Annotated in this window: 13 protein-coding genes; 2 read left to right on the top strand and 11 right to left on the bottom strand. The window is 71.9% G+C overall.

What is annotated here, in order from left to right; genetic code table 11:
* Positions 1–39: 39 nt before the first annotated feature.
* Genes AW274_RS31100 through AW274_RS31075 form a run of 6 tightly spaced genes read right to left on the bottom strand, consistent with a single transcriptional unit; the run spans position 40 to position 5,818 of the window.
* On the bottom strand, positions 40–1,557 hold the full coding sequence (locus AW274_RS31100; protein WP_062439727.1) for a sensor histidine kinase: 1,518 nt from the start codon (positions 1,555–1,557) through the stop codon (positions 40–42).
* Complete coding sequence (locus AW274_RS31095) at positions 1,554–2,240, bottom strand: response regulator transcription factor (protein WP_062439724.1); 687 nt, start codon at positions 2,238–2,240, stop codon at positions 1,554–1,556. The genes AW274_RS31100 and AW274_RS31095 overlap by 4 nt, the downstream gene beginning before the upstream one ends.
* Positions 2,237–2,770, bottom strand: a complete 534-nt coding sequence (locus AW274_RS31090; RefSeq protein ID WP_157520817.1) for a hypothetical protein — start codon at positions 2,768–2,770, stop codon at positions 2,237–2,239. The genes AW274_RS31095 and AW274_RS31090 overlap by 4 nt, the downstream gene beginning before the upstream one ends.
* A 20-nt stretch (positions 2,771–2,790) precedes the next feature.
* Positions 2,791–4,047 carry an ABC transporter permease gene (locus AW274_RS31085; RefSeq protein WP_062439717.1) on the bottom strand — a complete coding sequence of 419 codons (1,257 nt, stop codon included), beginning with the start codon at positions 4,045–4,047 and terminating at the stop codon, positions 2,791–2,793.
* Positions 4,044–4,772, bottom strand: a complete 729-nt coding sequence (locus tag AW274_RS31080; RefSeq protein ID WP_062439713.1) for an ABC transporter ATP-binding protein — start codon at positions 4,770–4,772, stop codon at positions 4,044–4,046. Before AW274_RS31080 ends, AW274_RS31085 begins: the two co-directional genes overlap by 4 nt.
* Positions 4,769–5,818, bottom strand: coding sequence for an efflux RND transporter periplasmic adaptor subunit (locus AW274_RS31075; protein WP_232320536.1), 1,050 nt, complete (start codon positions 5,816–5,818; stop codon positions 4,769–4,771). The genes AW274_RS31080 and AW274_RS31075 overlap by 4 nt, the downstream gene beginning before the upstream one ends.
* A 119-nt stretch (positions 5,819–5,937) precedes the next feature.
* On the opposite strand from AW274_RS31075, the gene AW274_RS42760 reads away from it, so the two are divergent.
* The gene (locus AW274_RS42760) at positions 5,938–7,254 is read left to right on the top strand and encodes an efflux RND transporter periplasmic adaptor subunit (RefSeq protein ID WP_062439706.1); all 1,317 of its coding nucleotides are present in this window, start codon (positions 5,938–5,940) and stop codon (positions 7,252–7,254) included.
* Here the strand turns inward: AW274_RS42760 and AW274_RS31065 are convergent.
* The 3 genes from AW274_RS31065 to lhgD are packed head-to-tail and all read right to left on the bottom strand — an operon-like array spanning position 7,251 to position 10,539.
* Positions 7,251–8,642, bottom strand: coding sequence for a sensor histidine kinase (locus tag AW274_RS31065; protein ID WP_062439703.1), 1,392 nt, complete (start codon positions 8,640–8,642; stop codon positions 7,251–7,253). The genes AW274_RS42760 and AW274_RS31065 overlap by 4 nt on opposite strands.
* 4 nt (positions 8,643–8,646) lie before the next feature.
* On the bottom strand, positions 8,647–9,351 hold the full coding sequence (locus tag AW274_RS31060; RefSeq protein WP_062439699.1) for a response regulator transcription factor: 705 nt from the start codon (positions 9,349–9,351) through the stop codon (positions 8,647–8,649).
* Between the two features lie 33 nt (positions 9,352–9,384).
* Positions 9,385–10,539: an L-2-hydroxyglutarate dehydrogenase gene (gene lhgD / locus AW274_RS31055; protein ID WP_062439697.1), complete on the bottom strand. Its 1,155-nt coding sequence runs from the start codon at positions 10,537–10,539 to the stop codon at positions 9,385–9,387.
* 21 nt (positions 10,540–10,560) lie between these two features.
* On the opposite strand from lhgD, the gene AW274_RS31050 reads away from it, so the two are divergent.
* On the top strand, positions 10,561–10,956 hold the full coding sequence (locus AW274_RS31050) for a hypothetical protein (protein ID WP_083975099.1): 396 nt from the start codon (positions 10,561–10,563) through the stop codon (positions 10,954–10,956).
* Here the strand turns inward: AW274_RS31050 and AW274_RS31045 are convergent.
* Positions 10,919–13,540 carry an SCO7613 C-terminal domain-containing membrane protein gene (locus AW274_RS31045; RefSeq protein ID WP_157520816.1) on the bottom strand — a complete coding sequence of 874 codons (2,622 nt, stop codon included), beginning with the start codon at positions 13,538–13,540 and terminating at the stop codon, positions 10,919–10,921. The genes AW274_RS31050 and AW274_RS31045 overlap by 38 nt on opposite strands.
* 104 nt (positions 13,541–13,644) lie before the next feature.
* Positions 13,645–14,646, bottom strand: a complete 1,002-nt coding sequence (locus AW274_RS31040) for a hypothetical protein (protein ID WP_062439692.1) — start codon at positions 14,644–14,646, stop codon at positions 13,645–13,647.
* Positions 14,647–14,750 lie beyond the last annotated feature (104 nt).

Raw genomic sequence — 14,750 nt, 5'->3', positions numbered from 1 at the left:
GGGATCCATCGAAGGGCCCCGGAATATGAGGCCGTTGAGTCACTCCTGTGAGGATGCTGGCAACCCCGCCTGCAACCCTGCCCGCGACTCCCCCTGCGACCCCGCCTGCGACCCCGCCTGGGACCCCACCGGCAGTTCCACCCGGAACACCGCGCCTCGTTTCCCGTTGGCCGCGCAGATCCGCCCCCCGTGCGCCTCGACCAGGGCCGCCGCGATCGACAAGCCCAGCCCGGCGCCGCCGTTCCTGGCCCCTCGGGTCCGGGAAGGGTCGTCGCGGTAGAAGCGCTCGAAGACCCGCTCGGGGCAGCGCAACCCCGGGCCCTCGTCGGCGACCTCGATCACGACGTCGGTCCCCGTAGCGCCGACCGCGACGGTGAAGGCGGTGCCCTCGGGGGTGTGCTTGAGCACGTTGCCCACCAGGTTGCCGAGGACCTGCCGCAGCCGGGCCTCGTCGCCGACGATCGTCAGGGGGTCGTCGGAGTCGTCCAGACGTACCAGATCGATCTCGCGCTCCGGAGCCAGGAGCCGGGCGTCGAGGACCTCCCCGGCGGCCAGGCTGAGCACGTCGACCGGTTCACGTTCGAGAGGGCGCTGCTGGTCGAGGCGGGCCAGCAGGAGCAGGTCGTCGACCAGGACGCCCATGCGGGACGCCTCTCCCTCGATGCGGCCCATCAGCTTCTCGGTGTCGGGGTCGGCCTCCTGGCGGTAGAGCTCGGCGAAGCCCCTGATGGAGGTCAGCGGGGTGCGCAGCTCGTGGGAGGCGTCGGCGACGAAGCGGCGCATGCGCTCCTCCGAACCGCGTGCCTCGGCGGCCGACCGGCGGGCGGCCGTCTCCGACTGCTCCCGGTCGCGGAAGGCCAGCTCGATCTGGTGCAGCATGCCGTTGATCGCCCCGCCGAGCCGGCCCATCTCGGTGCTGCGGGGTTGTTCGGGCACCCGCTGCGACAGGTCGCCCCCGGCGATGGCGGCGGCGGTGTGCTCGATCTCCCCGAGTGGACGCAGGCTGCGACGTACCAGCCAATAGCAGGCGACGCCGAGGGCGAGCAGCACGGCCGCGCCGACCCCTGCCACGATGACGGTCAGCCGGGAGACCGTGTGCTCGATGTCGCCCAGGCTGACCGCCACCACGCGGGTGCGCCCGTCGTTGGTGGGCACGGCCATGGCCCGCCATTCGGGGCCCGCCGGGCCGGCCGATCCGACGGTGAAGGGGCGCCCGCCGAGCGCGGCGACCTTCGTGTGGTCGAGGCCGGCCAGCGCGGGCTCCTCCGGCGTGGTCGAGGTGGCGATCTGATCGGCGACCTTGCCGTCGGCTTCGAGGATGAGCACGTGGAAGAGGCCCGGCAGCCGTTGCGGCCGGGCTTTGAGCACCTGCGGCAGCGCCGGCTTCAGGGTCACCTCGCGCAGCGGCGGCCCAGCGGCGGTGAGCTGCTGGTCGATGCGCTCGACCAGGTAGCCGCGCAGCAGCCGGACCGCGAACACGCCGGTGAGCGTGATCGCGAGGGTGACCAGGAGGAGGGTCCCGGCCACCAGCCGCGCCCAGAGCGGCACCCGCCTCATCGGCGGGGTGCGCGCAGCACGTAGCCGACGCCGCGCAGGGTGTGGATCAGTTTGGGGTCCCGGGTGTCGATCTTCTTGCGCAGGTACGACACGTACGACTCGACCACGTTCCGGTCGCCGCCGAAGTCGTAGCGCCAGACGTGGTCGAGGATCTGCGCCTTCGAGAGCACCCGGCCCTGGTTGACCATGAAGTAGTGCAGCAGCTTGAACTCCGTCGGCGACAACCGGACCGGGCGGCCCGACCGCCAGACCTGGTGGGCGTCCTCGTCCATCTCCAGGTCGGCCACCCGCAGCCGGACGGGCGCGGGGTCGGCGGCCCCGGCGCGGCGCAGCACGGCGCGGATGCGGGCCAGCACCTCGTCGAGGGAGAAGGGCTTGGTGACGTAGTCGTCGCCGAGGGCCAGGCCGGCGAGCTTGTCGTCGTGTGACTGGCGGGCCGTCAGGAAGACGACGGGAACCCGCCGTCCGGCTGCGCGGAGGCGGGTGGCGACGGCGATGCCGTCCATGTCGGGGAGCATGACGTCGAGGATCATCAGGTCGGGCCGGAACCGTTCGGCGGCCTCGACCGCCTCCCTGCCGTCGGAGGCAGTGATCACCTCGAATCCGGCGTAGCGGAGGCTGGTCGACAGCAGCTCCCGGATGTTCGGTTCGTCGTCGACGATCAGGAGCCTGGCCTCACTCATTGGTTCGCTCGCATTCTCGGCACGCCACCGCCCTCGGTCACGCTGGTGGCCGCCACGTTCCCGTCGGCGTCCCTCGCGCCCTGGACGACGACCGACGCGCCCGGCTTGAGGTCCGACAGCTTGCCCTCTTCGGAGATTCGTACTTCGGTGTCGTCACTGGTGGTGACGACAGTGGTGGTGCCGTCGGAGCCCTCGACGTAGACCTTGTCGCCGTCGACCAGCTTGACGGTACCGACCGTGCCCTGCCGGGCCGGCTGGCCCCCGGCCTGACCGCCGGCCTGGCCGCCGAACTGACCGCCTCGTCCGGCCATCAGCTGGCCGATCATGGCCGTCCGGTCGTCGGCCGCGCCGAAGGTCTTCTGGGCCTGGATCCCGATGAGGATCCCGGCCACCAGCACCACCCCGGCGGCCAGGAACAGGGTCAGTCTGGGGAGTTTCGCCCGCTGCGGGCGGGCGGTCAGCCGCTCGGTGAGCTCGCCGCGGAACGGCGAGGTCTCCAGCAGTTCGTCGGCGGTCATGCGCCTGGGCACCGTGACTCCTTAACTCGAAGCTACTCGAAGCGCAGGGCTTCGATCGGCCGCAGCCGGGCGGCGCGGTTGGCGGGATAGCTGCCGAAGAACAATCCGATGGCGACCGAGACGCCGAGCGCCAGCACGACCGAGCTCGGCACGACCACGGGCGTGATGCCGGCGATGGTGAACTGCGCCCCGGCCACCGCGATGGCGACCCCGAGCAGGCCGCCGATGAGGCTCAGCAGGGTCGCCTCGACGAGGAACTGGCCGAGGATCGCGCCGCGCGGGGCGCCGATCGCCTTGCGGATGCCGATCTCGCGGGTGCGTTCGGTGACGGTGACCAGCATGATGTTGGTGATCCCGATACCGCCGACCAGCAGGCTGATCGCCGCGACGGCCGCCAGCAGCACCGTGAACGTCGAGGTCGCCGCGCTGACGGTCTCCTGGAGGGTGGCCTGGTTGAGGATCTGGTAGTCGGCCGCGACCGTGCCGCCGACGCCGTGCCGCTGGTCGAGCACCGAGGTGATCTCGGCCTGGGCGGCGGCCACGTCGCCGGCCGACCCGGCCTTGACGAGGATCTGGTTGAGCGGCCCGAACCCGGTGAGGCTCTGCTGCACCGAGGTGAGCGGCGCGATGGCGACGTCGTCGGCGTCCTGGAACCCGCCGGTCGACCCGGCCTCCTTCAGCACCCCGACCACGGTGAACGGCACCCCGGTCAGGGTGATCTGCCGGCCGACCGGGTCGAGCGCGCCGAACAGGTTCTCGGCCACGGTCTGCCCGATCACGATGACCTTGCGGGCGGCCAGCACGTCGTCGTTGAAGAAGTACGTGCCCTGCGCGACGGGCTTGTTGGAGGCTTCGAAGTAGCTCGGATAGGTGCCGATCACCTGCTGGATCGGGTGGGACGCCCCGTCGTACGACGCCGCCTGCGCGTTCGCCGAGACGACCGGCGACACCGAGCTCACGTGGGGCGCGGCGGCCCTGTCGGCGAGCGCCCTGGCGTCGTCCACGGTCAGCGGCCTGGCCTGGGTGCGCGGCCCGGTGTCCTGCTGCTGCCGGGCCATCCGGAAGCCCCCGCCGCCACCGCCCCCACCGGTCGAGGAGCTGACGGTGAGCGTGTTCGCGCCGAGTTGCTGGATGTTCTGCTGGATCGACCGCGAGGAGCCCTCGCCGACCGCGACCAGCAGGATCACCGCGGCAACCCCGATCAGGATGCCGAGCGTGGTGAGCGCGGAACGCATCTTGTTGGCCGCCAGCCCCCTGACGGCGAACCGGACGATCTCCACGGCGCTCACGCGGTCACCTCCTTGAGCCGGGGCGGCAGCCCGTCGACGGGGGCGAGCCGGGTGTCCTCGATCACGCGGCCGTCCCGCAGCCGGACCACCCGCTTGGCGTGTTCGGCGACGTCGGCCTCGTGGGTGATGACGACGATCGTGCGGCCGGCTGCCGACAGGCGGTCGAAGATGCCCAGCACGTCCAAGGTGGAGGTGCTGTCGAGCGCGCCGGTCGGCTCGTCGGCCAGCAGCAGGGTCGGCGAGGTGACCAGCGCGCGGGCGATGGCGACCCGCTGCTGCTGGCCGCCGCTGAGCTCGTTCGGCTGGTGGCCGACCCGGTCGGCCAGGCCCACCAGGTCGAGCGCGGCCAGCGCCCGGCGGCGGCGTTCGGCCGGCTTGACGCCGCCGTAGGCGAGCGGCAGCTCGACGTTCATCAGCGCGGTCATGCGCGGGATCAGGTTGAACGACTGGAAGACGAACCCGATCTTGCGGTTGCGCACCACCGCCTGCCGCCGGTCGTCGAGCGCGCCGACGTCGACGCCGTCGAGGTGGAACTCCCCGGCCGTCGGCACGTCGAGGCAGCCGATGATGTTCATCAGGGTCGACTTGCCGGAGCCGGAGGCCCCCATGATCGCCACGTAGTCGCCGGGCTCGACCTGGAGCGACACCCCGCGCAGGGCGTGCACCGCCGTCTCGCCCGCGCCGTAGACCTTCGTGGCGTCCCGTACGTCCAGCACCAGGCTCACGGCCGCCCACCGAACCCGCCGCCGCGGAGGAACCCGCCGGTCTGACCGGTCGGCGCGACGACCGGCCGCACCACCTGCTCGCCCTCCTGGAGACCCGAGACGATCTCGGTGCCCGTCGTGCCCTTCACCCCGGTCTCGACGACCTTCACGGTCTGCCGCCCGTTCTCCAGCACGGTCACCGTGCTGCGCCCGCCGGCCGTGGTGATCACCGCCGACGGCAGGGTCAGCACGTCGTCGGCCCGGTCGACGACGACGCTGACCGACGCCGTCTGCCCGAGCCTGACCTGGTCGGGGATGTCGGTCAGCGCGATCGTGGCCGCATAGGACACCACGTTGTCCTCCGTCTGGGGCTGCGCCCCGATGAGCGCGACCTCGCCCGTGGCGGTCACGCCCGGGATGGCGTCGAAGGTGATCTGGGCCGCCAGGCCGACCTTCAGCCTGGTCACGTCGGACTCGGTGAAGTTCCCGACGATCTGGAGCCTGCCGGGGTCGGCGACGTCGACGAAGCCGCCCTCCTGAACCTGCGAGGGCCCGCCGACCGTGCCGCCGACCGCCGTGACGGTCCCGGCGAACGGGGCCTTGAGGACGGTGCCGGCGAGGGTGCGCTTGGCGGCCTGGTAGGCGTTCCTGGCGGTGACGTACTGCGCGTGGCTCGCGGCGGAGCCGGTGTCGCCGTCCTCGGCGGCGTCGAGGCTCGCCTTGGCGGCGTCCACGCCTTCGCGGGCGCTCGCGTCGTCGAGCCGGGCCAGCACCTGGCCCTTCTTGACCTTCTCGCCGGGTTCGACGGAGATGGACGCGACGGTGCCCTGGGTGGCGAAATTCAACGAACGGGCCCGGGAGCTCTCCACGGCCCCCGAGGCGGTCACGGCCGACTCGACGGTCCCGCGGGTGACCCTGGTGGTCAGCACGTTCCCCGACGCCGCCGGCTCGCCCCCGCCCCCGAGGGACGCCCAGGCCGCTCCGGCCCCGCCGAGCAGCAGCACCCCCAGCGAGGCGTTCACGATCAGCGCTCTGCGCTTCGTCGACAACTTCACAGGGATGGACACTGCCGGTCCAGGTTTGGAGCGCCCTCCGCCGCCCCTGAACGTTTCCTGTCAAGGGTCCACAGGCAACTCGCAGTTTCGGCTCAGCGGAACATGACGCGCGGTCACCAGGATGACGAGCCATGACTCCTACCCGGCTCCGCGCCGGCGGCCTCGCCCTGGCCGCCGTCGCCCTGGCGACCACCGGCGTGATCCTGCTCTCGGAGGACCCGCCGGCCCTCCCTGACGTGGAACTCGTCGCCGCCGCCCGCGGCGACGTGACCTCGGTCGCCTCCGCCGCCGGGAACACCGTCGACGACGGCATCCACGACCTGGCCTTCTCGACGGCCGGAACAGTCGAGAAGGTGTACGTCAAGATCGGCGACCGAGTCCGCAAGGGCGACCTGCTGGCGCGCGTCGACGACACGATCGCCCGCGAGGACTACGAGGCGGCCAAGGCGAACCTCGACGCGGCGGAGGAACAACTCGACGAACTCGACGGCTCAGGCTCCTCAGGCGGCCCCTCCGGACCCCCGAGTCCCCAACCTCAGGCGAGCTGCCCACAACCCTCACCATCGCCCTCCACCTCACCATCGCCCTCCACGGGCGTCCGAGCTGCGGCGGTGTCGTTCACCAAGGCCCCCAGGCCGTGGGATCAGGGAAAGCCTGAAGTCCACCTCGACCCCACGATCGAGCCGTCCCCGTCCCCGTCCCCGTCTCCGACGCCGTCTCCGACCCCGCGGCCGCAAGAACAGCCGTGCGACCAGACGCAACAGCCCCAGCAGCAACAGCGGCCCCAGGGCGGCGGAACCCGGCAGCAGGCCGGTGGCCCGCAGATGACCGAGGCCGAAGCCGAAGCGGCCGTCACCAAGGCCGAGAACGAGCTGACCGCCGCCAAAGACGCCCTGAAGGGCGTCGTCATCAAGGCCCCGGCGGCCGGAACAGTGCTCCAGGTCAACGGCGTCGCGGGCGACCCCTACACCGAAGGGGCCTTCGTCAGCCTCGGCGACCTGACCGACCTCCAGGTCAAGGCCCTGTTCACCCAGTCGGACATCGGCACCCTGAAAACCGGCCAGCGGGCCGTCATCACCCTGGCCGAGGGCGCCTACCAGGGCACCGTCTCCCACATCGACCCGATGGCCACCACGACCGACCGCCTGGTCCGATACGGCGTCACCATCTCCTTCGACGACCAGCCCGCCGGCCTCCTCCTGGGCCAGACCGCCACCGTCCAGGTCGTCACGGGCCGGTCCCCGGACGTCGTCTACGTCCCGGCCAGGGCCGTCAGCGACGACACGGTCACCCTGTCGGGCGGCACCAGGCGCAAGGTCACCACGGGCGTGCGCAGCGACACCACGGTGGAGATCACCGGCGGCCTGGCCGAAGGCGAGAAGGTCGAGCTCCCGGGAGCCTCGGCCCTCAACGGCGGCTTCCCCGACGGCGCCTTCCCTGGCCTCTAGTCCTGCTCGGGTTCGAGGCGCAACACCACCCGGAACGCCGCACCCGCCCCCGGCGACGTCGTCACGGTCACCGTCCCCCCATGGGCTTTGACCAGCGACGACACGATCGACAAACCCAGCCCGGCGCCCGACGACTCGTCGTGGGTCCGGGCCGGGTCGGCGCGGTAGAACCGTTCGAAGACCCGCTCCGCCTCGTCAGACGTCATCCCGGGCCCCTTGTCGGCGACCTCGACGAACGCCTCGGTGCCGCCCGCGCCGACGGTCACCATCACCGGCACCCCGTCGGGCGTGTGGGCCAGCGCGTTCGACATCAGGTTGCCGACGACCTGCCGCAGGCGCACCTCGTCGCCCGACACGATCGGCGCGGTCGTGCCCTCGACGGCGAGGGAGATCGACCGGCCGGGCGACAGGATCCGCGCGTCCTGGACGGCGTCGCCCGCGATGGCCAGCAGGTCGACCGGCTTCGACGCGAGGGGGCGCTGCTGGTCGAGGCGCGCGAGCAGCAGCAGGTCCTCGACCAGCAGACTCATCCGTTCGGCCTCGCTCTCGATGCGCCGCATCAGCCGCGTCACGTCGGTCTGCGGGGCCTGGCGGTGGAATTCGGCGTACCCGCGGATGGAGGTCAGCGGAGTGCGGAGTTCGTGGGAGGCGTCGGCGACGAAGCGGCGCATGCGCTCCTCCGACTCCCGCGCCGCCGCCTCGGAGCGCGACCGGTCGTCGAAGGCCTTCTCGATCTGGGCGAGCATGCCGTTCAGCGAGTGGGCGAGGCGGCCGACCTCGGTGCGCGGGTCGCGGTCGGGGATGCGGCTGCTCATGTTGCCGGCGGCGATCGACCCGGCCGTGCGCTCGATCTCGGCAAGAGGCCGCAGGCTGCGCCTGACCAGCAGGATCCCGATCGCGCCCGCCAGCGCGAGCACCACCGCGCCGCCCAGGATGACGATCAGGCCGAGCCGGCTGGTGATCTGGGTGACCCCGCCGAGCGCGATGGCCGTCACCAGGGTCCGGCCGCTCGCCAGCGGCACCGTCTTGACCCGCCACGACACGCCGTCGGACGACCGGGTCGCGATCTCGCCGGGAGGCGGCAGGTCGGCCGGGCTCGGGCCGCCGGACACCGAGTCGCCCGCCGCCGTCGGTCCGATCGAGCCGTCGGCCTCGACGACCTGCACCAGGCCCTCGGGCGGCAGCCGCTGCATCGAGTAGGTCAGGTCGCCGCTGTGCGCGAGCCGGGCGAGCGTCTGGACGCTGAGCTTGGCCACCTGCTCGTCGACGCGGTCGATCAGATAACTGCGTAACAGGGAGACGCTGGCCGCGCCGATGACGAGCAGCGTCCAGGCGACCAGGGCGAGCATCGCCGCGATCAGCTTGGTGCGCAGCGAGACCCGGCTCATGTCGTCAGGCCGAGGTTCGCATCACGTAGCCGACACCACGGAGGGTGTGGATCAACCTCGGCGCCGACCGGCTGTCGATCTTGCGCCGGAGCACCGACACGTAGGACTCGACGATCCCGGCGTCGCCCCGGAAGTCGTAGTCCCACACGTGGTCGAGGATCTGCGCCTTCGACAGCACCCGCCCGGCGTTGGCCATGAAGTAGCGCAGCAGCTTGAACTCGGTCGGCGACAGCGGCACCGGGTGGCCCGACCGCCAGACCTCGTGGGACTCCTCGTCGAGCTCGATGTCGGCGAAGGTCAGCCGGGGCGGCGGGGCGGTCGGGTCGCCGGCGGTGCGGCGCAGCACGGCCCGGATGCGGGCGATGACCTCTTCGAGGGAGAACGGCTTGGTGACGTAGTCGTCGCCGCCCAGCGTCAGGCCCCGGATCTTGTCTTCGGTGGCGTCGCGGGCGGTCAGGAAGACGACGGGGGTGAAGGTGCCGCCGCCGCGCAACCGGCGGACGACGTCGAAGCCGTCCATGTCGGGCAGCATCACGTCGAGCACGATCAGGTCGGGCCGGTGACGGGTGGCCGCGGCGACTCCCTCGGTGCCGCTGGACGCGGTGCTGACGTCGAAGCCGGCGTACCGCAGGCTCGCGGCCAGCAGTTCGAGGATGTTCGGCTCGTCTTCGACGATCAGCAGTCGGGCTTCGGGAGTCACCATGAGCATCTTCTCGGACGATGGGGGGCGTACCTGAGCACTTTATGAAGAATCGCTTAAGGTTGCCGTCAAATCAGCCACATGCCGGGCGATGGCGAAGCTCGACGTGGCCGCCGGAGAGGGCGCGTTGCGCACGATCAGGACCCGGCCGTGGCGGTCGATCGCGAAGTCGTCGATCAGCGCGCCGTCGCGGCCGACCGCCTGGGCCCGCACCCCGCTGCCCGCCCTGACCAGGTCGCCCGGCGAGAGCTCGGGCACGTAGCGGCGGGCCGCCTGGAGGAAGGCCGAGGGCCGCAGCGAGCCGTTGAGCTCGCGCAGGCCGGTCAGCCAGTGGCGGCGGGCCATCTTGCGGGTGCCGGGCCAGGCGAGGATGCGGGCCAGCTCGCCGAACCGCACGTCGCGCCACGAGTAGCCTTCGAGCGCCAGGGCCATGATCGCGTTGGGTCCGACCAGCACCTCGCCGTCGACCCGCCTGGTGAGGTGGACGCCGAGGAAGGGGTAACGCGGGTCGGGCACGGGATAGATCAGGCCCTTGACCAGGTCTTTCGCTTGATCGGTCAGCCGGAAGTACTCGCCGCGGAACGGCACGATGCGCACCTCTCCCCGGCCCGCCAGGGCGTCGGTGCCCAGGCCCGCGCAGACCACCAGGCGGTCGAAGCGCAGGCCGCCCGCCGCCACACCCGTGGCCGACTCGTGGATGGCCGGGACGGGGTGCGAGAGCCGTACATCCAAAGATGCGGCGAGATGCCGGGCGACGGCGGGAAAGTCCGCGACGGCGGTCCGGGGCGAATGAACGGCGCCGACGCCGACCGCATGGGGTTCGATCTCGCGCAGGCCGAGGGCGTCGAGCTCGGTGATGTCCGGTACGCCGTTCGCCCGCGCCCTGGCCGCGATCTCCCGCAGCCCCGCCCGCTCGGCCCTCGTCGAGGCGATCACGAGCTTGCCGATCTCGTCGTAGGGCAGCCGGTGCTCCCGGCAGTAGTCGCGCAGCAGCCCGACCCCCTCGCGGCACAACCGCGCCTTGAGCGACCCCGGCCGGTAGTAGATCCCGGCGTGCACGACCCCGCTGTTGTGCCCGGTCTGGTGGGCGGCGACGCGGTCTTCCTTCTCGAGCACGGTCACCTCGGCGCCCCGGGAGGTCAGCTCACGCGCCACCGCGAGCCCGAGGATGCCGGCGCCGACCACCCCGATCTTCATGCCTTCGATAATATCGAACACGTGTACGTTCCACCGGGATGGCCACCCGAAGTACGCCCGCCGGGCAGCCCCGACTGGCAGACGTCGGCCGTCAACTGGCTGCTCGACGCGGTGCCGCCCGACTACCGCGCCTACGGGGTGCTGCGCCGCCATCCGCTGGCGCTGGCCCGCATGGCCGGCCACACCGTGCGCGCCCAGGTCGAGGGCGCGCGGGCGGGCTACCGCGACGCCGCCGTCGACCTCAAGGAGCACCTGCCGCCCCACGTGGTCGAAGCGGTCCTGGAGGTCTACCGCCGGGAGGGCCCTCGCCTTGTGGCGCTGGCCGAGTCGATCGCCCTGGTCGAACGCGCCCTGCGGGGCGAGGAGTTTGTCGCACGCTTCACCGCAGACCCCGGATCGCCGCGCCGACCCGCTTGACGTCCCGGATCCGGCTCTCGTACGTCGCCCCGACCAGCAGCAACAGCAGCCCGCCCAGGGCCATCGGCACCCACCGGGGCACCAAAAGCACCAGATCGGCCACCCAGGGCGCGATCCCGTGCACGGTCACCGCCGCCAGCGTGAACCCGCCGAGCACGGCGGGCGCCTGCAACCGCCGCAGCGCCCCCACCACCAGCACGGCCAGCGCGACGACCCCGAGCGCCAGCGGCCTGACCCACCCCTCGGGCTGGTCGTAGAGCACGAACAGGCTGGGCAGCAGCGTGAACGTCAGCCCCGCGCCGTAGGCCCGCCACGACGACCCGGTCCGCGCCTTCCACCACCCGAACACCAGCAAAACGGCCGAGAAGGGAGCGGTGTAGGCCTCGACGAGGGTGACGTCCTCGGCGACCAGCCGAGCCCACGAGGCCGTCAGCAACAGCGCGGTGGCCAGGTATCCGACCTTCCCGCGGTCCTTCCGCAGCGCCACCCCGGCCGCGATCACCCCCGCCGCCGCGGCGGCGAGACTGAACATCCTCAGGTCCTGTACGAGGGCCAGCCCCGCCAGCCCGGCGATCCCGGCCCCGATCTCGGTCCGCCGCCAGGGCGCCGCCACGGCGGCCACCGCGAGCAGCACGAACGGCAGGAACCGAGGCTGGAGATCGGCCGCCAGCCAGGCAGCCGCCGTGAACCCACCGGCGTAGACGACCGCGACGTTCGCCGCCCACGTCCGCACCTTCGAATCCCGGACCTTTGTGCCCCAGATCGCCACCCCCGCGGCGATCGAAGCGAGCGCGGCCAGCACCACGAGCGTCGCCGCCTCGCTGACCAGCCCCCACCCCACGGCGATCACACTGACGCCCAGGGCGAGCCGCCCGAACGCCGGCTGCCGCACCGCCGCGATCCCGGCGGTCAGCACCAGCAGCACTGCGATCATGACCGGATAGGGCAGGTCGAACACCGGCGGCACGAACCCCACCGCCAGCGCGCCCGCGAGAGTCGCGACGACCTTCTGCTTCACCGCCAGCGCCAGCGCGACGGCGATCAACCCGAGCAGCAGCAGATCGGGCACCCCCGGCACCCACGGCGACCGGCTCAGATACTCGCCCGCCCCCGCACTCCAACCGGCCGACCAGACGCCGTGCCCCCAGCCGAGCGGCCCCCGCACCACGACGAGCACCGGCGCCAGCACGCCGATGGACGCCAGCGCCCCCACGACCAGCGCGGTCGTCCGGGCCCGCCCCCGCAACACCAGCGCGAACACCCCCGCCGCCACCGGAGCGACCAGGACGGCCCACGTCAACGGCACCACCGCCGCGATCGGCGCCCGCACCGCGAAGACCCCCGCCACGACACCGCCGACGATCGGAACCAGCGGGAACCTCTTCGACCTGGGAGCCAGGAACCCCGCCTCGGCGGCCGCCACGGCGAGGATCGCGCCGTAGAGTGCCCCCTCGGCCGGCCCAGACAGGGAGACCGTCGACTGGAAGTACGCGATGTAGACGCCCACGACCCAGGTGACGAGCAGCCCGGCCAGGGCGACCTTCCGCCGGGTCCGCGCCCAGACGGCGACGTCGAACGCGGCCGTGAGGATCAGCGCCCCAGCGGCGTGCGCCACGGTCTCGTCGGCGACGAGGATGATCAGCGGGAACTGCGCGAGCCCGATGGCGACCGGGACGGGAAGCGACAACCGGGCGTAGCCGCCGTAGAGGGCGAACACTCCGGCGGCCAGCGCGATCAGCACGGCGGTGTAGGCCAGCGCGTCGACGTCCGGCTCGAACCAGACCTGGAAGGCGGCGTAGCCGTCGAGCAGGAACAACGCGAGCCCGAGAAGGGCGACGGTCTCGGCGGTGGCCTTGAGGTTGCGCCTGACCAGCAGGAACGGCGACGCGAAGGTCACCGCGGTGAACCCGACGAGAATCGCCGCCCGCCCCCCGATCCCCACGGAACCCCAGCTGACGATCGTGAACACGAACGCCGCCACGACGAGCAACAGGCCCCCGAGCCCGAGCAGCAGATTCCGAACGGCAGAGGGCGACATCTCCCGCTTGGCCGAAACGGGCCCCTGGAAACCAGGGCCGCCCGACTGCCAGCCCTGACCATGGGCACCGGCCTGCCACCCGGCCTGGCCTTGCACGGCCTCCGGCTGCTGACCGGCTCGCCCTTGAGCAGCCCCCAGCTGCTGACCTTCCTGATCTTGTGAGGCCGCGAGCTGCCCCGGGGCCGCCGCTTCCGAACCCGGGTGCCCCTGGACGCCCATCTGCCGCCCCGCCGCCTCCTGGTCGGAGGAGCCACGCGCGAAGCCTTCTTGTGCGTCCGTAGGGCCGATCACCGGCGCTTGGGCTCCCTCGGCCCAGGCGCCGGTGGGCTGGTGCTCTCCGGCGGCGCGGAGTGCGGTGAGCAGCTCCGCCCTCCTGCCCAGCAACCGGGCCTCGCGCCCCCGTAGATCGTTCAGAGCGAGGTCGAGCTGCCACAACTCCGCCGCGATCGGACCGTGGAGCGGAAGCTCGCAGGCCGGGCAGCGGCGGGGCGACCCGTCGAGTGGGGCGCCGCAGTCGGGGCAGGCAGGAGAGCCGGCGGAGTGCATACGGGAACCATCCCGCTCAACCCCACGCGGGCGCTATGGAGCACCTACTCAATTCGCGGTGAGTATCCCGGTATGTGGCTGACAAAAGCACTCAAATCCCAAGCTCATCGCCCAGCCCAGCGCGCGATCCCGACGATGATCCCGACCGCCCCCACGGCCACCCCGAGCCACAACGCGATCATGAGCCCGGTGTTCGCCCCCTGCGACTCCGCCGACACCGGCCGCGCCGCCGCCGGACTGGCCTCGGGCGCCTCGGACAACGTCGGCGAAGGCGACGGACTGGGCACCGCACTCTCCGGCAACGGCACCCGCACGACCGGACTGCGCCCACCCTCCGACCCCGTCAGCAACGACTTCCCGTCAGCCGCGTAGGTGATCGACTCCGCCTGCCGCAACATGGGCATCGCCACCCCCGAGATCTCCTCATCGATCTTCCGGTAGAGGGTCGCCGAGAAGTAGGTCCGGATCACGAAACTCGACCCGTCCGGCGCGAAGGCGGCGTCGGTCGCCATGGTCGGAGCCGACCCCACCCGCTTCAGCACGTTCACCCGATCGGTCCGCAGCTGCTTGGGCGCGGCGTAGACGAGCCCGTCGAACTCCTTGGTCACGACGTAGAGACGGCCGTTCCGGGGGTCGACCATGAGACCTTCGGCGTTCCGCGCCTGGTCGGCGTACCGGAACCGATACCTCACCGCCGAGACGCTGCCACTGCGCAGCCGGGCAGGTTCGGTGACCTTGTAGACGGAGATGTCGGGCCAGGCTCCGTCGAGGTTGTCGCCGATGTCACCGAAGAACAACACCCCGCGCCCCGACGAATCGCGGTAGGCCGCCATACCCTCCCAGTCGCGGGCCTCGGCATTCGTGACTGTGTACGCGGCCTTGGTCTTCCCCGTCTTGGAGTCGACGGCGTAGAAGACGGCTCCCGCGTCACTGTCGTTGTGGGTGTAGACGATGCCGGGATGGGTCGGAGAGACGGCCAGCCCGCTCGACTCGGTGATCCGGGGATCGGCGAACTCGAAGAGCTCATCGTCGTCGGCCTGCGCCGGCACCGCCCACAGGACCACGACCAGCAACGCGAGCCCGATCCCCCGATATGTCCACCCCATGGGACCATCCTGCCCTGTCTGGAGCCCACCCCTCGGGCACGGCGGGCCGGGCGCTCAAATCCCCACTTTGAGTCCGTGTGGCAGGTGCCCATTCGGAGTCCATG

The sequence above is a fragment of the Herbidospora daliensis genome, assembly GCF_001570585.1.
GTDB classification, from domain to species: Bacteria; Actinomycetota; Actinomycetes; order Streptosporangiales; family Streptosporangiaceae; genus Herbidospora; species Herbidospora daliensis.
Note: the sequence above shows the minus strand (reverse complement) of the source record. Positions and strands in the feature narration are given on the sequence as shown.